Annotated in this window: 36 protein-coding genes; 3 read left to right on the top strand and 33 right to left on the bottom strand. The window is 65.2% G+C overall.

The features are described 5' to 3' along the window. The first annotated feature begins 60 nt into the window (after positions 1 to 60). Positions 61 to 1,086, top strand: a complete 1,026-nt coding sequence (locus EAH75_RS04510; protein ID WP_161596285.1) for a tyrosine-type recombinase/integrase — start codon at positions 61 to 63, stop codon at positions 1,084 to 1,086. On the opposite strand, the gene EAH75_RS04505 is transcribed toward EAH75_RS04510, so the two are convergent. From EAH75_RS04505 to EAH75_RS04375, 29 genes are all read right to left on the bottom strand, one after another. Beyond that, a complete protein-coding gene (locus tag EAH75_RS04505) occupies positions 991 to 1,314 on the bottom strand; it encodes a hypothetical protein (RefSeq protein ID WP_140804483.1) in 324 nt (107 codons plus the stop codon). The genes EAH75_RS04510 and EAH75_RS04505 overlap by 96 nt on opposite strands. Continuing rightward, complete coding sequence (locus EAH75_RS04500; protein WP_140804481.1) at positions 1,311 to 1,553, bottom strand: hypothetical protein; 243 nt, start codon at positions 1,551 to 1,553, stop codon at positions 1,311 to 1,313. The genes EAH75_RS04505 and EAH75_RS04500 overlap by 4 nt, the downstream gene beginning before the upstream one ends. Then, positions 1,550 to 2,074, bottom strand: coding sequence for a DUF1643 domain-containing protein (locus tag EAH75_RS04495; protein WP_140804479.1), 525 nt, complete (start codon positions 2,072 to 2,074; stop codon positions 1,550 to 1,552). The genes EAH75_RS04500 and EAH75_RS04495 overlap by 4 nt, the downstream gene beginning before the upstream one ends. Further along, positions 2,071 to 2,439 (bottom strand): hypothetical protein, encoded by a 369-nt coding sequence (locus tag EAH75_RS04490; RefSeq protein WP_140804477.1) that lies wholly within the window; start codon positions 2,437 to 2,439, stop codon positions 2,071 to 2,073. Before EAH75_RS04490 ends, EAH75_RS04495 begins: the two co-directional genes overlap by 4 nt. Before the next feature lie 22 nt (positions 2,440 to 2,461). Continuing rightward, positions 2,462 to 2,821 carry a hypothetical protein gene (locus tag EAH75_RS04485; protein ID WP_140804475.1) on the bottom strand — a complete coding sequence of 120 codons (360 nt, stop codon included), beginning with the start codon at positions 2,819 to 2,821 and terminating at the stop codon, positions 2,462 to 2,464. Further along, positions 2,814 to 3,026 carry a hypothetical protein gene (locus EAH75_RS04480; protein ID WP_140804473.1) on the bottom strand — a complete coding sequence of 71 codons (213 nt, stop codon included), beginning with the start codon at positions 3,024 to 3,026 and terminating at the stop codon, positions 2,814 to 2,816. Before EAH75_RS04480 ends, EAH75_RS04485 begins: the two co-directional genes overlap by 8 nt. Then, positions 3,023 to 4,042, bottom strand: coding sequence for a hypothetical protein (locus EAH75_RS19795; protein WP_206666195.1), 1,020 nt, complete (start codon positions 4,040 to 4,042; stop codon positions 3,023 to 3,025). The genes EAH75_RS04480 and EAH75_RS19795 overlap by 4 nt, the downstream gene beginning before the upstream one ends. Next, entirely contained in the window at positions 4,039 to 5,346 is a 1,308-nt protein-coding gene (locus EAH75_RS04470; RefSeq protein WP_241668886.1) for an RNA-directed DNA polymerase, read from the bottom strand. Before EAH75_RS04470 ends, EAH75_RS19795 begins: the two co-directional genes overlap by 4 nt. Before the next feature lie 41 nt (positions 5,347 to 5,387). Further along, positions 5,388 to 5,819 carry a four helix bundle protein gene (locus tag EAH75_RS04465; protein WP_140804469.1) on the bottom strand — a complete coding sequence of 144 codons (432 nt, stop codon included), beginning with the start codon at positions 5,817 to 5,819 and terminating at the stop codon, positions 5,388 to 5,390. A gap of 24 nt (positions 5,820 to 5,843) precedes the next feature. Next, the gene (locus EAH75_RS04460) at positions 5,844 to 6,290 is read right to left on the bottom strand and encodes a DUF1566 domain-containing protein (RefSeq protein ID WP_140804467.1); all 447 of its coding nucleotides are present in this window, start codon (positions 6,288 to 6,290) and stop codon (positions 5,844 to 5,846) included. Between the two features lie 38 nt (positions 6,291 to 6,328). Next, entirely contained in the window at positions 6,329 to 6,784 is a 456-nt protein-coding gene (locus EAH75_RS04455) for a DUF1566 domain-containing protein (protein WP_161596284.1), read from the bottom strand. Between the two features lie 115 nt (positions 6,785 to 6,899). After that, the gene (locus EAH75_RS04450) at positions 6,900 to 7,817 is read right to left on the bottom strand and encodes a recombination-associated protein RdgC (protein ID WP_140804463.1); all 918 of its coding nucleotides are present in this window, start codon (positions 7,815 to 7,817) and stop codon (positions 6,900 to 6,902) included. 26 nt (positions 7,818 to 7,843) lie between these two features. After that, positions 7,844 to 8,089 carry a helix-turn-helix domain-containing protein gene (locus tag EAH75_RS04445; RefSeq protein ID WP_161596283.1) on the bottom strand — a complete coding sequence of 82 codons (246 nt, stop codon included), beginning with the start codon at positions 8,087 to 8,089 and terminating at the stop codon, positions 7,844 to 7,846. Then, on the bottom strand, positions 8,086 to 8,880 hold the full coding sequence (locus EAH75_RS04440; protein ID WP_161596282.1) for a UvrB/UvrC motif-containing protein: 795 nt from the start codon (positions 8,878 to 8,880) through the stop codon (positions 8,086 to 8,088). The genes EAH75_RS04445 and EAH75_RS04440 overlap by 4 nt, the downstream gene beginning before the upstream one ends. Positions 8,881 to 9,074: 194 nt before the next feature. Next, positions 9,075 to 9,308, bottom strand: a complete 234-nt coding sequence (locus tag EAH75_RS04435; RefSeq protein ID WP_140804457.1) for a hypothetical protein — start codon at positions 9,306 to 9,308, stop codon at positions 9,075 to 9,077. Further along, positions 9,292 to 9,591 carry a hypothetical protein gene (locus EAH75_RS04430; RefSeq protein ID WP_140804455.1) on the bottom strand — a complete coding sequence of 100 codons (300 nt, stop codon included), beginning with the start codon at positions 9,589 to 9,591 and terminating at the stop codon, positions 9,292 to 9,294. Before EAH75_RS04430 ends, EAH75_RS04435 begins: the two co-directional genes overlap by 17 nt. Beyond that, the gene (locus tag EAH75_RS04425) at positions 9,588 to 9,881 is read right to left on the bottom strand and encodes a hypothetical protein (RefSeq protein WP_140804453.1); all 294 of its coding nucleotides are present in this window, start codon (positions 9,879 to 9,881) and stop codon (positions 9,588 to 9,590) included. Before EAH75_RS04425 ends, EAH75_RS04430 begins: the two co-directional genes overlap by 4 nt. Next, entirely contained in the window at positions 9,878 to 10,294 is a 417-nt protein-coding gene (locus EAH75_RS04420) for a hypothetical protein (RefSeq protein WP_140804451.1), read from the bottom strand. Before EAH75_RS04420 ends, EAH75_RS04425 begins: the two co-directional genes overlap by 4 nt. After that, the gene (locus EAH75_RS04415; protein WP_140804449.1) at positions 10,291 to 10,629 is read right to left on the bottom strand and encodes a hypothetical protein; all 339 of its coding nucleotides are present in this window, start codon (positions 10,627 to 10,629) and stop codon (positions 10,291 to 10,293) included. The genes EAH75_RS04420 and EAH75_RS04415 overlap by 4 nt, the downstream gene beginning before the upstream one ends. After that, complete coding sequence (locus EAH75_RS04410) at positions 10,626 to 11,600, bottom strand: tyrosine-type recombinase/integrase (protein WP_161596281.1); 975 nt, start codon at positions 11,598 to 11,600, stop codon at positions 10,626 to 10,628. Before EAH75_RS04410 ends, EAH75_RS04415 begins: the two co-directional genes overlap by 4 nt. After that, complete coding sequence (locus EAH75_RS04405; protein ID WP_140804445.1) at positions 11,597 to 11,821, bottom strand: hypothetical protein; 225 nt, start codon at positions 11,819 to 11,821, stop codon at positions 11,597 to 11,599. The genes EAH75_RS04410 and EAH75_RS04405 overlap by 4 nt, the downstream gene beginning before the upstream one ends. Next, positions 11,818 to 12,009 (bottom strand): hypothetical protein, encoded by a 192-nt coding sequence (locus EAH75_RS04400; protein WP_140804443.1) that lies wholly within the window; start codon positions 12,007 to 12,009, stop codon positions 11,818 to 11,820. Before EAH75_RS04400 ends, EAH75_RS04405 begins: the two co-directional genes overlap by 4 nt. Beyond that, positions 12,006 to 12,290 carry a helix-turn-helix domain-containing protein gene (locus EAH75_RS19610; RefSeq protein WP_161596280.1) on the bottom strand — a complete coding sequence of 95 codons (285 nt, stop codon included), beginning with the start codon at positions 12,288 to 12,290 and terminating at the stop codon, positions 12,006 to 12,008. Before EAH75_RS19610 ends, EAH75_RS04400 begins: the two co-directional genes overlap by 4 nt. Continuing rightward, positions 12,290 to 12,688 carry a hypothetical protein gene (locus EAH75_RS19605; protein ID WP_161596279.1) on the bottom strand — a complete coding sequence of 133 codons (399 nt, stop codon included), beginning with the start codon at positions 12,686 to 12,688 and terminating at the stop codon, positions 12,290 to 12,292. Before EAH75_RS19605 ends, EAH75_RS19610 begins: the two co-directional genes overlap by 1 nt. Continuing rightward, entirely contained in the window at positions 12,685 to 12,855 is a 171-nt protein-coding gene (locus EAH75_RS19600) for a hypothetical protein (RefSeq protein ID WP_161596278.1), read from the bottom strand. Before EAH75_RS19600 ends, EAH75_RS19605 begins: the two co-directional genes overlap by 4 nt. Positions 12,856 to 13,148: 293 nt before the next feature. After that, on the bottom strand, positions 13,149 to 13,718 hold the full coding sequence (locus EAH75_RS04390; RefSeq protein ID WP_140804439.1) for a hypothetical protein: 570 nt from the start codon (positions 13,716 to 13,718) through the stop codon (positions 13,149 to 13,151). Further along, positions 13,711 to 14,016 carry a hypothetical protein gene (locus EAH75_RS04385; RefSeq protein ID WP_140804437.1) on the bottom strand — a complete coding sequence of 102 codons (306 nt, stop codon included), beginning with the start codon at positions 14,014 to 14,016 and terminating at the stop codon, positions 13,711 to 13,713. Before EAH75_RS04385 ends, EAH75_RS04390 begins: the two co-directional genes overlap by 8 nt. Then, positions 14,009 to 14,785: a recombinase family protein gene (locus tag EAH75_RS04380; RefSeq protein ID WP_161596277.1), complete on the bottom strand. Its 777-nt coding sequence runs from the start codon at positions 14,783 to 14,785 to the stop codon at positions 14,009 to 14,011. The genes EAH75_RS04385 and EAH75_RS04380 overlap by 8 nt, the downstream gene beginning before the upstream one ends. Then, complete coding sequence (locus EAH75_RS04375; RefSeq protein ID WP_161596276.1) at positions 14,782 to 14,985, bottom strand: helix-turn-helix domain-containing protein; 204 nt, start codon at positions 14,983 to 14,985, stop codon at positions 14,782 to 14,784. Before EAH75_RS04375 ends, EAH75_RS04380 begins: the two co-directional genes overlap by 4 nt. A 49-nt stretch (positions 14,986 to 15,034) precedes the next feature. Here EAH75_RS04375 and EAH75_RS04370 point away from each other — a divergent pair, with 49 nt between their 5' ends. After that, positions 15,035 to 15,454, top strand: a complete 420-nt coding sequence (locus tag EAH75_RS04370) for a helix-turn-helix domain-containing protein (RefSeq protein WP_241668885.1) — start codon at positions 15,035 to 15,037, stop codon at positions 15,452 to 15,454. Between the two features lie 41 nt (positions 15,455 to 15,495). Continuing rightward, the gene (locus tag EAH75_RS04365; RefSeq protein WP_140804431.1) at positions 15,496 to 16,074 is read left to right on the top strand and encodes a hypothetical protein; all 579 of its coding nucleotides are present in this window, start codon (positions 15,496 to 15,498) and stop codon (positions 16,072 to 16,074) included. 9 nt (positions 16,075 to 16,083) lie between these two features. On the opposite strand, the gene lysC is transcribed toward EAH75_RS04365, so the two are convergent. From lysC to EAH75_RS19595, 4 genes are read right to left on the bottom strand one after another with little or no spacing between them, the layout of a single operon-like run. Beyond that, positions 16,084 to 16,374 carry an Rz1-like lysis system protein LysC gene (gene lysC, locus EAH75_RS04360; RefSeq protein WP_140804429.1) on the bottom strand — a complete coding sequence of 97 codons (291 nt, stop codon included), beginning with the start codon at positions 16,372 to 16,374 and terminating at the stop codon, positions 16,084 to 16,086. Then, on the bottom strand, positions 16,350 to 16,748 hold the full coding sequence (locus EAH75_RS04355) for a hypothetical protein (RefSeq protein WP_161596275.1): 399 nt from the start codon (positions 16,746 to 16,748) through the stop codon (positions 16,350 to 16,352). Before EAH75_RS04355 ends, lysC begins: the two co-directional genes overlap by 25 nt. After that, the gene (locus EAH75_RS04350; RefSeq protein ID WP_140804425.1) at positions 16,748 to 17,029 is read right to left on the bottom strand and encodes a hypothetical protein; all 282 of its coding nucleotides are present in this window, start codon (positions 17,027 to 17,029) and stop codon (positions 16,748 to 16,750) included. Before EAH75_RS04350 ends, EAH75_RS04355 begins: the two co-directional genes overlap by 1 nt. Then, positions 17,026 to 17,184, bottom strand: coding sequence for a hypothetical protein (locus EAH75_RS19595; RefSeq protein ID WP_161596274.1), 159 nt, complete (start codon positions 17,182 to 17,184; stop codon positions 17,026 to 17,028). The genes EAH75_RS04350 and EAH75_RS19595 overlap by 4 nt, the downstream gene beginning before the upstream one ends. Positions 17,185 to 17,221 lie beyond the last annotated feature (37 nt).

Raw genomic sequence — 17,221 nt, 5'->3', positions numbered from 1 at the left:
TGGACCCCATGTGTGATACCACGCCGTTACGGTCAAATAAAGCGCCAAACTGGTGAAAGCGTGGCGCTGCATGTGGACCTGCAGGATGCGCTGGCGCGGTTTGCGCGCATCCTGATGGGAAGTCGGTCGCCGACGACGGTACGGCTGTACGTCGGCGTGGTTCGTCGCTGGTTGGCCTACGGCGGCGCAGCTGACCGGCTCGATGCCGATCTGCTGCAGCGCTGGCTGGCCGATCGCCGCCGGCAGCGCGCTGCGCCGGCCACGATCAATGTGGATTTGAAGGCCCTGCGATCGTTCTACGACACGATGGCGTTGATCGGTGCCTGTCCGCAAGCAGAATCGAATAACTGTCCGTCCAATCGTCGCGTGCCGCCCAAGCTGGTGCGCTCGTTCGATGACGGCCAGGTGCTGGCCATGCTGGCCGCCCCGGACGTGGCCACCTTTATCGGCTACCGCGACAGCGTGCTGATGCGCACGCTGTGGGAAACCGGCCTGCTCGCCAGCGAGTTGATCGGCCTGGGCCTGGGTGATGTGCTGCCCGATGCCGTCTATGTCGCCCACGGCAAAGGCGGGCGAACGCGCTGGGTGCCGATCAGCGACGAGCTGTACCAGCTGCTGCTGGGATATATGGAGCTGCGCGCCACCACCCGGCCCGGCAAACGCGCCGCGCTGTGGGTGTCGCAGCGTGGGCAGGCCCTGCGCAGCCGTCGCAGCGTGTGGGCCATCGTCAGTCATTGGGCACGCGTCACGTTGGGTGGCGCCGTCGGCTATGAGAACGTGCGTCGCGCGGCACGCAGCAGGCCATGGACAGGGCAGTACCCGCACCTGCTGCGCGCCAGCATGGCCACCACCCTGCTCCGCCACGGCTGCCCGCTCACCGCGATCATGCAGATGCTTGGGCACACCAGCCTGGAAAGCACGGCGCGCTACCTGGAAGCGGATATAACCCACCTGCGGGTAGCGATCGCGAAGCTGCCAAGGTTTCATCGGTCACCCAGCCTTAGCGAGTCGGCCGCGCCGGCCGGCGTGGCGGGATCCGGCGATCCACCGCGGCGAGTCCGGCAGCGCACGAAGCCCCACCAGTAACTGGTGTAACTGATCGCGGCCCAGCTTCAGCGAGGTGCTGACACCCACGGCGGCCAGGCGCAGCCGGTACTCCTCGTCGGTGAGCCCTTTGCGCGCCCTGGCCAGCACGTGGATCATGCGCACCCGGTCGTGCGTCATCCGCCAGCGCTTGCGTGCCAGCAGGTCGATGCCGCAGCACCAGCGCTCGGCGGTCAGTTGGGCGCAGCGTGGACAGGTGTGTTTTATCATGGGGCCGCGTCCCTCTCTTCGTTGTAGAGGCCGTCCTGCCGCTCTTCGAAGCCGCTGACAGGCGTAAACCAGTGCGCATCGATCCAGCCGCCCAGGTCCGGCAGCACCCGGTACATCACGCCGGATTCGCAATGGGCATCGAGCTTGCGCGCCACGATCGCGTGGATGGATTCGCGGCCATGATTGAAAGTGGTCGACACGTGGGCGCCGGCTTCTAGATCAATAGGCGCATTGCTCATGGCTTCACCCACTCGATCAGTGGCGTGTCATAGGCCAGCATCAGCGGGTGCAGCGGGTCGCCTGACCTGGCGAGTCCGAACACGCGCACTGGGCGGCCGGAGCAGTTCATTAAGTCACGCATCCAATCAAGCCGACCATGCAAGCGTTTCGGCAGCTTGTTGCGAGTGCCCCAGCATGGAACTAGCACGTCTGCCTCGGCGATGATGCATGCCAGATGGTTGTAATTATCCGGCCCGATGGCCTCATGCGATGGCATGTCCGCAAGGCGTTTCACATCGGTGGAACGATAGGCGAACGCATTGCCAACGATGAACCGGCTGGCACCAAGGCGCTGGCTGAAGCCCCGCCACTTGCGCACCGTGGCATCGTCAATATCGGCATCAGCGCGCGACGGATTCACGCCGAAAAAAGCGATCACTGGGCCGGCATGGCTGATGCTGCGCTCCAGCCGATAGCGGTACTGGCCGCAGTTGGAAATGACCGCGCTGTTGGTGTTCGGCTGCTCGGATCGTTCGGTCATGGCGCGTTGTCTCCGCCGCACTTGGGGCATGCGGTGTACTGCTGGCGCTCGCTCAGATAGCCGCCGCAGTGAATGCAATGGCTCACCTCGCGCCGGCGCAGCGCTGGCTTGATAAGCACGATGCCGGTACCGGCCAGCGCTTCAGCTCGCTTGCAGGTCTGCATGTCGACCACCGGGCGAAGCCGCGCGTCGATGTAGGCCACGGGCCACGGGATGTCTGTCTCGCGCGACTGGTGGTGTTTGATCGCCTCGGCCTGGGTGAACTTCGCTGCCAGCCGAAGATCAGTGGTGTATCCCCGCCCTTCGACGCACCAGAACTGCATGTCGTTTCCCACGTATTGGCGACTGTCCTGCAGGTAGAACATCGGGTGTTCGGTCGCAGTGTTATCAGCCATAACGCCTCCCTTCGCGTGGAACACCAATCCATTCGGCGAAGCTGTAGCCTGGATCAGCGCGAAGCCATTCCCGGTACCGCTTCTGCGATTGCGTCAGCTTCGGTTCCGGCTGTGGTGCCGGACTATGTAGGGCGACGTACTCAATGCCCGCTGGCGTGACGCGGAAGAGGTCATCGCCGCCGGTGAGCGTGTGGCCACAGGTACGCGTCATCAGTCCGGCATCGACCAGTCGCATGCATACGGGATGGTCGATGGAGCCCTCACCCGTCACGAAGTGATTGCGGTATTGATCGCCCTGGCCGTACTTATCGACACCGAGGGCGTGCTGAAGGATGTGGAGATCGTCAGCCATTCGCCTTCTCCATCTCCATCAGCACCCGGCGCCGCTTGTCGGCGCACGCCTGGCACACCTTGCGACCGCGGATGATCACGGGCGTGCCAATGGCGCGGTGCGCTGACGACGAACAGTAGAACTTGCCGGTGGCGCGGTCGGCGACAGCGGTCAGGCGGCGGTCCTCGACCTTCCTTGCAGCGTAGCTGAGCTGTCGGCTGCTCATGGCTGCGGCGCTCCCGGCGCTGAAGTGGCGGCGAAGACATTGAAGCCGGCCGCATTTTTGGCAGCGTTTCGGGCTGCAAAATGCGCCAAGGGTTTCGACAGGATGCGTTCGATCTCTTTTGTTTCCGATGCATCAGCATCGAGACCGGCGGCCTGAGCTAATGCCAGCATGGTCACGCCGACACCACCAAGCTCCTGTGATAGGTCACCCGTGGGCTTGCCATAGATGTGATCGACCAGGCGATGCACCATGTCTGGCTGGCATCCGCATGCCTGTCCGGCTTCGATCGCTTCCTCAACGAGACGTATGCCGCGCTGCTCGATCGATGCCGCGTGGTCGTCGCCGAATGCAGCGACGCACCAGGCGTGGACGACGCGTTGACGATCCAACCGACCATTCAGCGACTCACGCGGCTGGGCGCAGTGTTCTTCAAGCCGCTCGCGCAAGCATGCATGAAAACTTCCCAGCGCATCCTCATCGTTGCTAAGGTCGTATCCACCGTGGTCGGTCATGACGTCGCTGACGATCGACAGGATCGTGCCCACACCGTCACCCTGCGCTATCGGCTCGACAGCGATGCTCGCGCGTCGAATCCCATCAGCGATCAGTCCGCGAAAATCGAATGAATACCTCGGAACACGATCGCCCCACGCTTGCATGGTTTCTTCGGCGATGCGACCAGCATCCACCTGCGCCGGTAATGGCTTGGCAGTGGGTGCGGTCGATTCGCCGTGGTGCCATAGGAACGCGCAGTACGCCGCCACATCGCGCGGATCACCCTTGGCGATGTGCTGCATGAGGTGATTGCGGCACTCGTCCATCCAGTCCGGACGCATCCAGTTATTGCTGTAGCCGTATTTCTTCTCAGCGGCCGCTAGCTTGCAGGCGAGCGCGTAGGCGAACCGCTGGATCAGCAACAGCGTGTCGCGGTGCAAGCCGTAAAACCCGTCGATGCCGCAGTCCAGGTCGCCATCCACCTGCGCCGCCCGTACTGGCGGTTTCATTGAATCCGTCATCGTGAAACCCTCAAGGTAAGTTGTCGCCCTTCCAGCTCGTGGCTGTAGCGCCGCCGCACACCGGTAAGCGATGCGAGCCACGGCTGGCGTGCGAGAATGTGTTGCTGCAGCCGCCAGCTGTTGGCGTGCCGCAGGTGGCCCTGCTGGCTGGCCCAGCGCGAGCTGAGCAGCCGCAGGTCGTCCGGCGTGGCTGTCGCTACGCCATCGCGAATGTGGTCGTGCTTCCACTCGGCCAGCGCCTGCTGCGCATGCCGCAGCACCCGTGGCCGCACGCGGGTATGGGTGGGGAAAACCACGTAGCCAAGGAAATCGCAGCCGGCAGTCAGCGGCCGCAGGCGAATGTCCGCCTTGAACTTCAGGTGCAGGCGTTCGGCGAGAAACTGCTCGATCTGTGCCTGCCAGCGTTCCAGCTGCGCGCGGTCGTGGTGCACCAGCACGAAGTCATCCACATAGCGCAGGTAACGGGGCACCTTCAGCACGTGCTTAACGAACTGGTCCAGTGCGTCCAGATAGACGTTGGCAAAGAACTGCGACGACAGGTTGCCGATCGGCAAGCCACAACCAGGCGCCGCGTTCTCCAGCCGCTTGTGCGGCGGCACCTGTGCCCGCTCGTCGGCGTTCGAGCGATGCACCACGCCCTGCCGGCTCACCGGATACCGCAACAGTGCATGCACCGACCGCAGCACCCGCTCCGGTACGCCCGCGCGTTGTAGCCGCGGCTTGAGCATGCCGTACAGCGTCGGCCGATGGATGCTGTTGAAGAAATTGTGCACATCGAGCTGCAGGTACCAGCCGCCGCCCTGCCCGCTTTGCACCTGCCGCACGAACTGCTGCAGCCGCTGCACCGCGGCGTGGGTGCCCTTGCCCTTGCGGTTGGCGTAGCTGTCGTGGATGAACCCCGGCTCGTACAACGCCTCCAGCTGCGGCACCAGCCAGTGATGCACCACGCGGTCGCCAAAGTCCGGCGCGTGGATCTGCCTGGCTTTGGGCCGCTGGGCGATGAAACATGTCGCGCGCGCCGGCTCCCACCGTTGCGCATTCAGGCGCTGCTGAATGCTCAGCAGGCCGTCGATCCAGTTCGATTCGAACGCCAGCTGGTTGCTGCTGGGCTTCTTGCATCGGCGCGCTGCCCGCCAGGCGCGGTACAGCGCTTTCAGTTCCACCTCACCCTGACACTCACCGGACGGCGACACGGAACGCACCGCCCGGCACCAGCACCGGTTGTTGCGGTTGTTGTTGTTCACGTTGCCGTTGTTGAAATTGACGATCCACACGTAGCCCGAAGAGCCCGCGTCCCCACGCACTTGCGATCCGGCCACACATCCAACGGGGTAGCGTGGCGTCGTCATGAATTGACCTCACACGTCGAGGCGGCATGGGTACTCAGTGTCATGGCACGCTTCTCCGCCGCTCGCGGCGGGGAATTCTGGCCTTTGGGGTTCAGCTGTTTGTTCCACCCACCGACCTGCCGGCCGAGGTTGGAAAGGTCCCGCGATAACGCTTCAAACTCCGCAAAGCTGCCGAACGCATGCAGCTCCTTGGCCAACTGCATCGTCAGCCGCAACTTGTCTACCCGCTTCACCAGCTTGCGCACCAGGTGCGCCTGCCGATCGCGTTCGATCCACGCCTGCTGCGCCGTCTCCCACACCTTCATCGCCCGGCGCCGCAGCTGCGCGCCGATGACGTATTTCTGCGAATGCGCAAACCGTGTCACAGCCTTCTCGATGTCACGAGTCAGGCCGCTGGCAAGGCGAACGATGGGAGGGAGTGCGTTCATGGAGTTAAGAGCCCAAAAGCCCGATCACTGACCGGACGGCGACACGGAACGCACCGCCCGGCACCAGCACCGGCCGTTGCGGTAGTTGCCGTTCACGCTGCCGTCGCTGAAACGGACGAACCACACGTAGCCCGAAGAGCCCGTGATGGCATGCTTGGTCCGGTACCAGTCGTTCTTCACGTTGCGGAAAAATCGCTCGTCGATGGCCGGGCCATACTTCGACAGGTCGAGGATCGCCTCCAGTTCGAAACGGTGGCTGGGCTGCGCCCAGTCGGTAAAGCCGCCAAGCGTCAATGCGCTGCAGGCGGCGTCGGCATCCTCTTCATCGAGCCTCTTGCCGCCCACGTTGTCGGCGCTATACATCAGGCCCAGCTCGGGCACGTGCACGGCGTCCCATTCAGTCGCCTCGATGGGCAAGGCCTCGCCGGTGGCGCCGATCTTGATGAAGGTCAAATTCTGGAGGAGTGACATAGAGATTCCTTAGGTGGGGTAGATGGCCAAAAAGCCAATCACTGACCGGACGGCGACACGGAACGCACCGCCCGGCACCAGCACCGGTTGTTGCGGCCGTCGTCGCCCACGCCGCCGTGGTGGAAATGGACGATCCACACGTAGCCCGAAGAGCCCGCCGGCTTGTCCTTGTCGAGCTTGTAAGGCGTCGACGTGAGCAACCAGCCGCCCTTGCTTTTGAAGATCGGATGACACGCCGGTTCACGCAGCGATCGATCGACGATCGTCTGCATTTCCATGTCATCGGCGATGCGCCAGCGGAAGCCGCCGAGGTTCATCTTGGCCACGTACTTCTCGGCCGCGTCCGCATTCGGGAACTCGCGCTCCTCCGCGTCCCACGTCAGGCCGGTTTCGTGGTCGGTGATCATCGTGCCGTCGCTGGACAGCTCGTAGCGCTCTTTGTTGTCATCTGCCGGCCTGATCAGCGAGCTGAGATCAAGGGGCTCGGCCGACAACAGCAGGCGCGATGACGGGCTGTGGATATGGACAACGCAGTGGTTGAAAACAGCGGGTTTCATGGTCGGTTCCTTGCCGGCGTGTCCGGCGTCTTAAGATCGAATAGATGGAGGTTTAGAGATCGGCCGGCCGCGGCAGACCGAACACGTCCACCAGCTTGTCCAGCATCCGGCGCAGCTCGGCGGTCATCAGCCACCACGTGGCGGTGGCTTCGGTCTCGGCGTCCTGCATGTCGTCGCCGAGTTGATCCATCACCACATCCAGAAACCGCAGCTTGCGCACGCTCAGGTCCTCGCCCAGCACGAAGCTGATGCGGCCATCGAACACCAGGCCCAGCGCGAAAACCTGCTTGCCGTTGCGCAGGTGTTCCTTCACCTCCTCCGCGTCCAGATCCTGCCGGCGGGCGCGCACGATGGCGCCGGTGGCGGTGGCCGGGTCGCGCAGTTCGCACTCGTCGCCCAGCGCGAAGCCGGCCGGCAGGTTGCCGTTGGCCAGCCAGTCGGTCATCAGCACGCGCGGGCCCTCCTCCGGCGCCAGCGGCACGGCGGGGAAACTGCCCAGCGCCTCGCGCCATTGCGTCAGCACGCTCTCGGCCTGCTTGCGGCTGGCGGTGTCGATCACCATCCAGCCGTCTTTGGTGTCGACGTAGGCCGGCGTGATCGAGCGCCGCACAAAAGCACGCGGCAACAGCTCGGTCAGCAGATCCTCTCGAATGCGCTTGCGCTCGCGCCCGCCGACCTTACGGCCCTCCTCCTCGGCGATCTGTTGCACCTTGCGGCGCAAGGCATCGTTGAGCACCGCCGCAGGCAGCAGCTTGTCCTCGCCGGCCACGGTGGCGAACAGGCAGCTGTTGATGTCGGCGGTCATGGGCGCGTTGGCGTCGCCGACCGGCGGCACAAAGCCCTTGGTGTACATCTCCAGCGGGCCGCAGGCGCGCAGCGGGTGCTCGGCGATACCCTCGGCCAGGCGCTGCACTAGGTCAGCGGCTACGGCCGGGGAGAATCGCATCAGGGTGAGGTGGCGATAGAACATGTTGCGATGCTCCTAAGCGGTAGTGGTCAGGCGCGCTTGGCAGCGCGGCGTTTGATCAAGCTGTATTCGGCTACGCGCACCACGTGCCGGCGGCGATCGCGCACGGTCACCATCTGCATGCCGATCTGGTAGCCGTGGCGGGTTTTAAGCTCGTGCATGCGGGCGCTGACACAGATCACGCCGCAGCGCAGGATCAGCTGCATGGTGGTCATCGGTCCGCGGCGAAGCTCGGCGAGGATGGCCTGGTGCTGGGGGCTCAAGTGGTTGTTCATGCGGCCGCGGCCTCCGGTGTTCCTACGGGGATAAGTCGCAGCGTCGGGTGCCGCTCCCTGCCGCATTCCTTGGCGGTGAACAAGCCGGCCTTCTGGCGCTCCCGCGTATAGCCGCGTGCCTCCGGTCGCCAGTACAACTGGTGTTCGTTCGACCAGATCAGGTACATCGGCTCTTTCGAGTGCGCGGCCAGCGCGTCGCGGATGGCGGCGGCACGTTCGAACTGCTCGCTGGCGATCGCCTTCGCTTTGGCATCCACCAGCCGTGCGCGCACGCGCGCCGGTTCGAACCAGCGGCCCTTCATGGGCGTGAGCGGGCGCGAGGCGTACAGCTCGAACGAAGCCATGTGCTCGACCACGCCACCAGCCACCAGCACCATCCACATGTTGTTGGCGCAGTGCCAGGCCTCACCATGCCGCAGCCGTCCATCGCGGCCGCGAACCCACACCGCCTGCCCATCGCTGAGGCTCACTCCGTCGGCGCTGCCGGCGTTGTACGCGGGGATCGGTTGGCCGTACATCTTCGGCCCATGTGACTTCACCCATTCCGCACGCCGTTGCTCGATGTAGGCGCGTCCGCGTAATGGCATCGGCTCGCGATTCAGCGTCACGTCCAGCTCCGTGAGCATCCGTTGCAACGACAGCACGGTATGGTCGTAGCGCAGCCGGATCAGGTAGGGCATCTTCGATCGCCTGTCGAAGTCGTACGCGCCACCGTTACGGTTGACGGTGACCAGGTTCTGGTAGAACTTCAGTTCCACGACCCGGCCACGCTGCTCGATCGCAACGCGCAAATGACCATGAAATCCCAGACGGGTGCGAGCGCTCAACGAGGGGTAGTACTTTTTAACGCGTGGATCTGGGCCCACCTTGAACCCGATACGGCGCAGGTGTCGGATCACTGCCCCATATGTCTCCGCGACTTGGGGATCGTCCGGCGATTCGTACCAAATGCCGATCTGTGTGTCGTGCTCGCGCGCTTCCATGCTCACTCCTCCCACCCAATACAACCGGGCGTGCGGCACTGGCCCTTGCTGTGCACCACCTTGGCGCCGTCGTACTGCACCTCCACCTCGCAGCGCGTGCCGCAGGCCTTGCAGCGGTAGCTGCCGCGGGTGGCCATGAAGCGGGTCGCCTGGTTCAGCACGAACGCCTTGGCGGACAGGCCCAGCGGGGTCTGCATGATGTCGGGCAGTGCGGCGGTTTCAGCGCTGGCGTGCATGGGTCATGGACTCCGCAGTGGTGCGGTTGAGGGCGTCGAGCAGCGCGTCGGCGTAGCGCACCGCGCTGCGGGCGTACTGCTCGGTGTTGCTCGCGGCTTGCGTGGTGGCGGGCGTGGCGGCGAGCAGACCGGTCAGGGCTGCCTTTGCCGCTTCGAAGCGGCGCGCCTCGTGTTCCGCCTGGCCTAGACGTTCGGCCGCGATTCGCACGGGTGAGGGCGGCGCCGGTGGCGCCGGCGGGCGGGCGGTCGTCGGCGCTGGATTGGAGCCATTTCTCAAGCTCATCCCTGCACCCTCCCCTTTGCCCGCAGCGGCCGCACATTGGTGGGCGCCACCAGCGGAAGCGGCAAGGTTTCGCCCAGCAAGCCCCACGCCCGCTCGGCCTCGGCCAGCGACGGCTGCCACCCGGTGCAGCGGCGGCACAGGCATTCCAGCTGGTGCCGCTCGGGGATGGCGGCAAACGTCACGCCCTCGCGCGTGGTGCTGCCAGTGGCCGCGTAATGCCGTGGCTCTTTGCTGCAAGTCGCGCAGGCGGAAAACGTGCCGGGCGCGTGGGTAATCTGACGCTGTTTCATAAGCGCAACTCCTTGGTCTCGTCGCCGGCATCGAGCATCACCACCAGGGCGGTGCCGATGTCCGACAGCCGCAGGCAACGGTCGCCTGCCTCGCAATAGCAGCCCTCGCCACAGCCTCGGGCCGGGCATTCGAAGGATTCGATCAGCTCCGCATCGCTGGCAAAATCCTGCAGGTCGCCGCCATCCACGCCACTCACGTCGCCGGGCATATCGCCGCGGTGCGCGTGCAGCACCCGGGCGGCAAACATCGCCACGCCTTCGCTGTAGGGAATGTCCAGCGCGGTCGCCAGCTGGGTGAACAGCGACAGCGCCGCCTCGCGCGGCAGGTAGGAGTACGTGCTGGCGATGTAGACGGCTATGCGGCCGTTCTCGTGCTTGCTGGCGATGGGGTTGATCTTCTGCACGGCGTTCATGCGTCACCGCCGTCAGCTGGCAGAATCGCCAGCCCTTCATTCACCAATCCGGCAAGCACCCGCCCCGCCTTGGTTAGATAGACACCCTCGCCAGCCCGCTTCTCGCAGATCCATTTTCGGAATTTGCGATGCCCGCAGCACCAGCCTTCAAGGTGGTCGTAGTAGTCGTCGGCAGACATGGCACCGAGCACGGCGCCATCGAAGTTTTCAGCGCCGTCATCGCCCTGCTGCTCCAGCAGCGTGATGATGAATGCACACAATGGCCCGGCAACGTCGTCGGCCACGCCGTTGCGCGTCAGAATCTCGCGTGCCTTGGTATCCCTGAGCGCGTTCATACCCCACCCACCCGCGCCCGCGGCGCATCCAGATCGGCGTGCTCGCGCAGCACGTGGCGTACCACCGCAGCCGCCTGGGCGCCGTACACGTTGGCCGTGGTGCTTTTCTTGGCATGGCGCGCCAGGTGCTGGCCGGCTTCCAGCCCCAGCGTTTCCACCACGTCGCCCACGCGGCGGTGGCGCAGCAGCTGAAAGTGCAGGCCCGGCAAGCCGAACTGCGCGCCCCAGTATTTGATGCGGTTGTGTGCCTGCTGCCGGGTGATGCGCGTGCCGCGGTTGCTCACGAACATGGCCGGCTCACCGCCACGCGCCACGTCGGCCCGCACCGCCAGCCACGCCTCCAGCCACTGCACTGTGCGCTGGTTGATCGGCACACAGGCCGGCTTGCCGCCCTTGCCCACGGTGTGAATCTCGCGACGCTGCAGGTCGACGCTGTGGCGCGCCCGCATCACCGGCTGCTGCACGTCCAGCCCGATCACGTCGCCGATGCGCAGCGCACCGTCCAGCGCCAGGCGAAACATCGCCCGATCGCGCAGATCCTGCGCGGTGGCCACCGGCACCTGGTCCAGCATGGCCAGCAGCGGCGCCAGCTCCGGCGCGATCACCGGCAGCGTGTTGAAGCGCACGCCGCAATCCTTGGTGGGGTCGTGCTGCAGCCAGCCCTCGCGCTGGGCGTGGCGCACCAGCTGGCGCAACACCACCAGCTTGCGGCCCTGCGTGCGCAGCGACAGCCCGCGATGGCCCAGCATGTCCAGCCAGCGATCCACCAGGTGCTCACCCAGCAGCCCGATCAGGCCCACGCCCTGCAACTCGGCGAACGCGGCGAAGTCGTGCAGGTCGCCGCCGTAGGCCACCAGCGTGTTGAGCGCGGCGCCGCGCAGCCGTTTGCGCTGCAGGTAGTGCGCGATCGCCTGATCCATCGACACGGGCACCACGTTGTGGCCGGCGATGGTGATGATGTTGGCGGTCATGCTGCACCGCCGTTGCGCTGGAACGCGCATCGCGCTTGGAGCTCACGAGCTGCCCGAAAAGCCGTTAGAGCATTGAGCTCAACGCCGGACAAAATGCAGTAAGCCGCGCCCGGCTTCCCAGCGTCTGAAAGATCAATCGCATGCTTGCGCCAGCGCTCTACCTTTTCGGCCTCAAATAGAATCGTTCGAACAAGCTGCTGACCACCCTTGACGCGCTTCATGCCGCCACCTCGCGTAGCTGCTTCTGCAGTGCATCCCACTGCACCTTCACTGCCTCGATCGCGCGCTCCTGTGTCGGCAGCAGGTGGCTGGTGCGCGCCTTCACGCTGCCGTCGTTGCCGATCACCTGGCCACGCCAGTCGGCGCCCTCGCGCACACCGTGAAAATAGACGTCCATGGGCTTTTTCATGCGGCACCCCCGGTGTACCAGTCTGGCCGGTGCTGCTTGCCGGCGAGGTCGCCCGCCATCAGCCACAGCGACGGCACGTTGAGCGCGCGGGCAAGGGCGCCGATCAACTCGGGCGACGGCGGCGCGCTTCCGCCCATCTCCATCGAGGTCATGCGCTTGGCGGTGATCTTGACGGTGCCGGCCAGCGCCTCCTGCGTCATCCGGGCGCGTTCGCGCGAGGCGCGCAGGCGCAGGGCAAAGCTGTCGCCGTGTGCCGAGTGTCGAAGTTCCAAGGCGCGCATCAGGCAGCCCTCCGCTGCGGGGCTGCTTCGTCGCGTACGGCGTGCAGCTGGAAGCGTTGATCGCCCACCAGCAGATACCAGCCGGGAAGCTCCAGGCCTTTCAGCGTGCCTGGGTATTCGCGGAACGCAGCCACGGCTGCAGCCATCGCACCCTTGGGCGTGATGACATGGCATACCGCCATGGGCGCCGCACCGTCGCGAGCCAGTTTCACCTGATACTCGCGCATGGCTTTGTGCGCCTCGACCATCCGCCGCAAGGTGCCACGCGATACGCCCAGATCCACCGCAATCTCTTTCAACGTGTCCTTGTTGGTCTTGGCCGCCGCCACGGCTTCCGCCGCCTGTGCGCAGCGGGCCGGCGAGCTTGGCCCAACGTAAATGGGGGGGGGCGTGTTCATCGCGCCGGCCCCTGCGCCGCCTTGTCGCCCGCCATCAGCGGGTAGCCGGGGCGGTGCAGGCGGATCGCATCGATCAGCCGCAGCGGCATGGCCGGGTACCAGCGCATGAGCGCGGCGCGAGCCGCAGCCATCTGGCGCGGCGGTAGTGCCTGGGTTACGATGTTCATGTCTTCCGTTCTCCAAAGCGCGGTGGGACAACCTGAACGCCTGGGGTAGCCGCCCCGGGCGTTCTTCATTTCGGGTAGCGGGTGCTGCGCTGATGGCCCGGCCGGTGCCGGCGTTCTCGGGGGGAGAGGCGAAGCCACCTGCGTGGCGGCCAGGCCATCAGCGAAACAACCGCTCGTTACTGCATACGTCGCAGCCGACAGGCGCTGCGCAGATGGCCGTGCCGTCTCCTGACAGGCCGAGCGCGCACCATGCGAGCCCGCCACGTCACGGCCATCTGCAAAACGCCCGCTTATCACTTCACGCTCCGCAGGCAACCGCCCTGTTTCAGAACGTTCTGGCGTATGCCATCGCACAAGGTGGCGGCGCGTGCCTGCAGCGCTTCCAGCCCGCGTAGCGCGGCCTCGGCATAGACGGCATCGCGTTCATCCAGCACGCCGTCGTCCAGCATCGGCGACAGCCGGTCCAGCGCTTTGCCCACGTCGCTGATCAGGTCGCCCACCTGGTGCTGCTGGCCGGCCGGGTTGGCGCTGGGCAGCTCGGCGGCCATCAGGCCAAGGCGCTCGGCCAGCTCCGCCTGCAGATGCTGCTGGTAGGGTTGCGGCAGCGCGAGGATCAGCGACTCCTCCAGATCCACCGGCATGCGCACGCGGCCGTCCAGCAGGCGTTTCACGATCTGGCCATTGCGCCGCGCGTCGTCGTAGGGATCGCGGCTGCTGTGAAACTCCAGCGTGCGTGCATGCAGCGGCGTGCGTTCGTGATAGATGTCCACCACGGCCTGCGCGTAGACCCGCTCGATCATCGAGCAACGGCTCAACGCCAGCGCCACGTGGGCGGCAATGATCTGGCTGCGGCACTCACGCATGGCGCACCTGCTTGCCCAGCAGGGCCGTGTCCAGCAGGCGATCGACCGCCGCCGCTTCGTGCGCATCGCTCACCAGGTCGGGATCTATGCTGATGCGCCGCGCGCGCTCGGCCAGCATCTCGCCCACCAATGCATGTACCTGCTCCACCGTCGTCAGCCCACGGCTACGGATGCGCGCATTCAACGTGCGCAGCGTCATCGCCTCGTGTGCCGTGGCGTGGGTCAGCCGCGCAAAAGCGGCGCGCGCCTCGGGCGTCATGGCCGGCATGCCGTCGGCCTCCATCTGCAACTCAGACATGAGCAGAAACTCCAGCTTCAGTTGCCGCGGTGGAAATCGTGGCAACGTGGTCAACGTCAGCCATGGGGAGGGATGCAAGGGAGGCGTGATGCGTACGCAATTCGCGCAGGGTGTTGAGGCTCCACACACGTCGGCCGGTGGGGCTGGGGATGCCGCGTTCCAGAAGCTCGGCGCGCAGCGTGCGCAGGGATACGCCCGCGGCCAGATCCTCGACGATCGTGCGGCGCCAGCCCCACGTGAACGGCTGCCGCATGAGTCGGCGTGCATCGCCCTCGCCCACCGCGATGCAGCCATAGGGCACGGTGCCGTACACCCTGCCCGACTCGCGCATGCTCACGCTGCACTCGGTGGCACGCTGCACGGCCAGATCGCGCTCGTACTGCGCGGCAGCCAGTTGAATGGTCAGGCTCAGCTTGCCGGCGGGCGTGCTGCTGTCGATCAGCTCGCTGATGCTGTGCACGGTGGCGCCGGTGCGATCGGCGTGGCGAAAGAACGTGAGGCCGTCCAGCGCATCGCGAAACAGGCGGTCCAGCCGCACCACCACCACGCCCTGCACGTCCTTGCCCTTCAATGCCTCCAGCATCAGCCGGCCGCCCGGGCGTTTGGCCACTGGCATGCTGGCGCTCACGCCTTCATCGCTGTAGCCGTCCACCAGTACGTGGCCGTGCAGCGCGCAATAGGCTTTCAGCCGCTCAGTCTGCTGGCCCAGGCTCACGCCCTCGCGGGCCTGCTCCTCGGTCGACACGCGCACGTAACCGACGAGGTTCATGCGGCCGCCCTGCTCTGCGGATAGATATGTTCGAACTTCAGGCCCGGCAGCAACGTGGTCAGAAGCATGGCGCGCGCCGGGTCTGGCCGGGTGCCCTTGACCATCTCCCATTGCGCGACGGCGCCGCGCGAGACGTTCATGTGGTCGGCGAGTTCCGACTGGGTCCAGCCCTTAGCTTTACGAGCGGTCTTGATGTCCATGACGCATAGTATAGCTAGCAATTTATGGATTGCAAGCGATACGAGCGGCATGGAATTGTTCGCGCAGCTATACAGCGCGCACAGGGGGCAATTCCATCGGGAGACACATGTTTTGGGCGATATGCATGCGCGTATTCGCGAGGCTAGAAGCCGCGTTGGCGTATCTCAGGAAGAGTTCGCGGCACGGCTCGGCGTAAGCCGTGGCGCCGTGGCGCAATGGGAGATGGAGAAAGGCACATCACCCAGCGTCAAGAATCTTGAACAGGTCGCAATTCATAGCGGCTTTGCCTTCGAATGGCTGGCAACAGGACGTGGCCCGCGCGTTTTCGGCGAGCCGATGATCAAGGAGCCGACCGCAACGTATGGTGTTGCACTGTCAGTCGACGAACACTTGGTCGTGGCAGCGATGCGGCGAATGGAGCCAGCGCGGCGTTCCGGATTGGTAAGCTTGCTAGCGCCGCCAAAGTGACGGGAACTTTGAACTGATCTGCACACGAACAGGGCTTGCGAATGAAAATGATCTTGGGAACATTGCTCATGCTTGCATTGCTTTCTGTGGGTGGCCGCGTAGCGGCCGCGTCACAAGATTCAGTGCAAGGCCTTGCCACCGTTTTGGCGAGCGCGCGCGATGCCTGTGCACAGCAAGCGCAGCAGGCCGCCGAGGGTGCCAGCACCGCAAACTACAAGGCCGCACTTGACCTGCAGACGGCACAAACACAAGCCGAGATGGATGCGCAGGTGTACGGCGTTGGACATGGCCACCGCGAGACGCGTGATTTCCTGTCGAGTCGACTGCAGCAAGCCAGCGATGCGTCCGTGGCTGAATCTCAGCGCATCGCGGACAAACTGAGCTCCGACAAACAGGCGGTCGCGGCATGCGTAACCCAGGCTCAAATGCAGGGCAAAGCCGACTACAGCGCTTTCAAGGCAGATAAGCGGCATAAGCGCGCCATGCCGGAAGCCGAATCGCTGATGACGGCATGGCTCACGAACCTTGGTGAAATTGATACCGGGCATCCGCAGGGCAGCGATGCATCACTGGCCGCGTGGCGTTCTGCGAAAACTCACACTGAGCTTTCGGCGCTGTAATCCTTGCGCCTACGGGTGTGCCGGCTCCGCCGGCTGCGCCGCCCGTATAGCCGCCTTGTCGGCATTGCACTTCTGCAGCGCCAGTTTGCGGGCATTGGCGACCGCGACCGCCTCGTACACGGACCGGTTCGCCGGTTCCGCGATCGGGCAATCATCCAGCAGGGTGGGATCGAGCGGGACAAACTTGTCCACCTCGACATACACGGTCTTTGGCAGCTGCGGCTGCGGCCTCACGTCGCCCGGGCAGCCCGTCAGCACGAACGGAACGGCGAGGATCAATAACCCATGGCGGATTCGCATATCTGCTCCTGCAGGGTTTCGCACCCCTTCGCGCCCTGTGCCGCCTTGAACTTGGCTTGCCATGCGGCGTTGGCGTTGGCCAGCGCTTGCTTGGCTTCATCTGCGTGCTTAGCGGCGGTGGCGGCGATGGCGCGCGCAGCCGCGGCGGCGTCACGATTGGCGATGGTCGCGGCGCTGGCGGCGCGCAGTGCGGCGGCAGCGTTGGCCAGCGATTCGCCGGCAGCGCTCAGTGCCAGGGTCTTCTGCGTGATCACGGTGGCATCGACCGCCTGCTGCGATACCGCGCCGCGATGGTGCGCCCAGGCATAGGCGCCGAGCAGCAGCAGCACGACGGCACCGAGCGCGATCAACTTGGATTCGAGGGTGGCCAGCATCACGCATGCTCCGCATTGTCGTCACTTTCCGACGGCTCGCGCAGCTTGGGTTGCGGGATGCCGCGCGACAGGATGCTGGCGAAAGTGCACAACACGGCAGCCAGCACCAGGACGCCAACGGCCTGTTCGGGCACCCATCGAACCAGCGCGGCATCCATGGCCTTGAAGCCTTCGTAGGCAGCAACCGCGCCAGAACAGGCGCCTGAGATGACGCCCCACCGAACCGACCAGAATTTCCACAGCTTGAGCAGCTTGCCATCGAGTTCGTCAATCAGTTTCATTTCAGCCGCCTCGTCTGCTGCAGCTCGCGAATGTCGGAGGTGTTGCGTTCGATCTGCACCTTGGCCTCGGCCATGGCGCGCGTCAGGCCGGGCACGTCGGCGAGCTGCTGGCTCAGGGTCTGCAGCTGCGCGTTGGTCACGGCTTGTTGGGTCACGACGGTTTGCATCGTGGAGCCCTGCGCTTCGGCCCGC

The organism is Rhodanobacter glycinis, from assembly GCF_006438785.1.
Taxonomy (GTDB): domain Bacteria; phylum Pseudomonadota; class Gammaproteobacteria; order Xanthomonadales; family Rhodanobacteraceae; genus Rhodanobacter; species Rhodanobacter glycinis_A.
The sequence above is the reverse complement of the archived record's forward strand: the minus strand, read 5'-3'. Positions and strand labels throughout refer to the sequence as shown.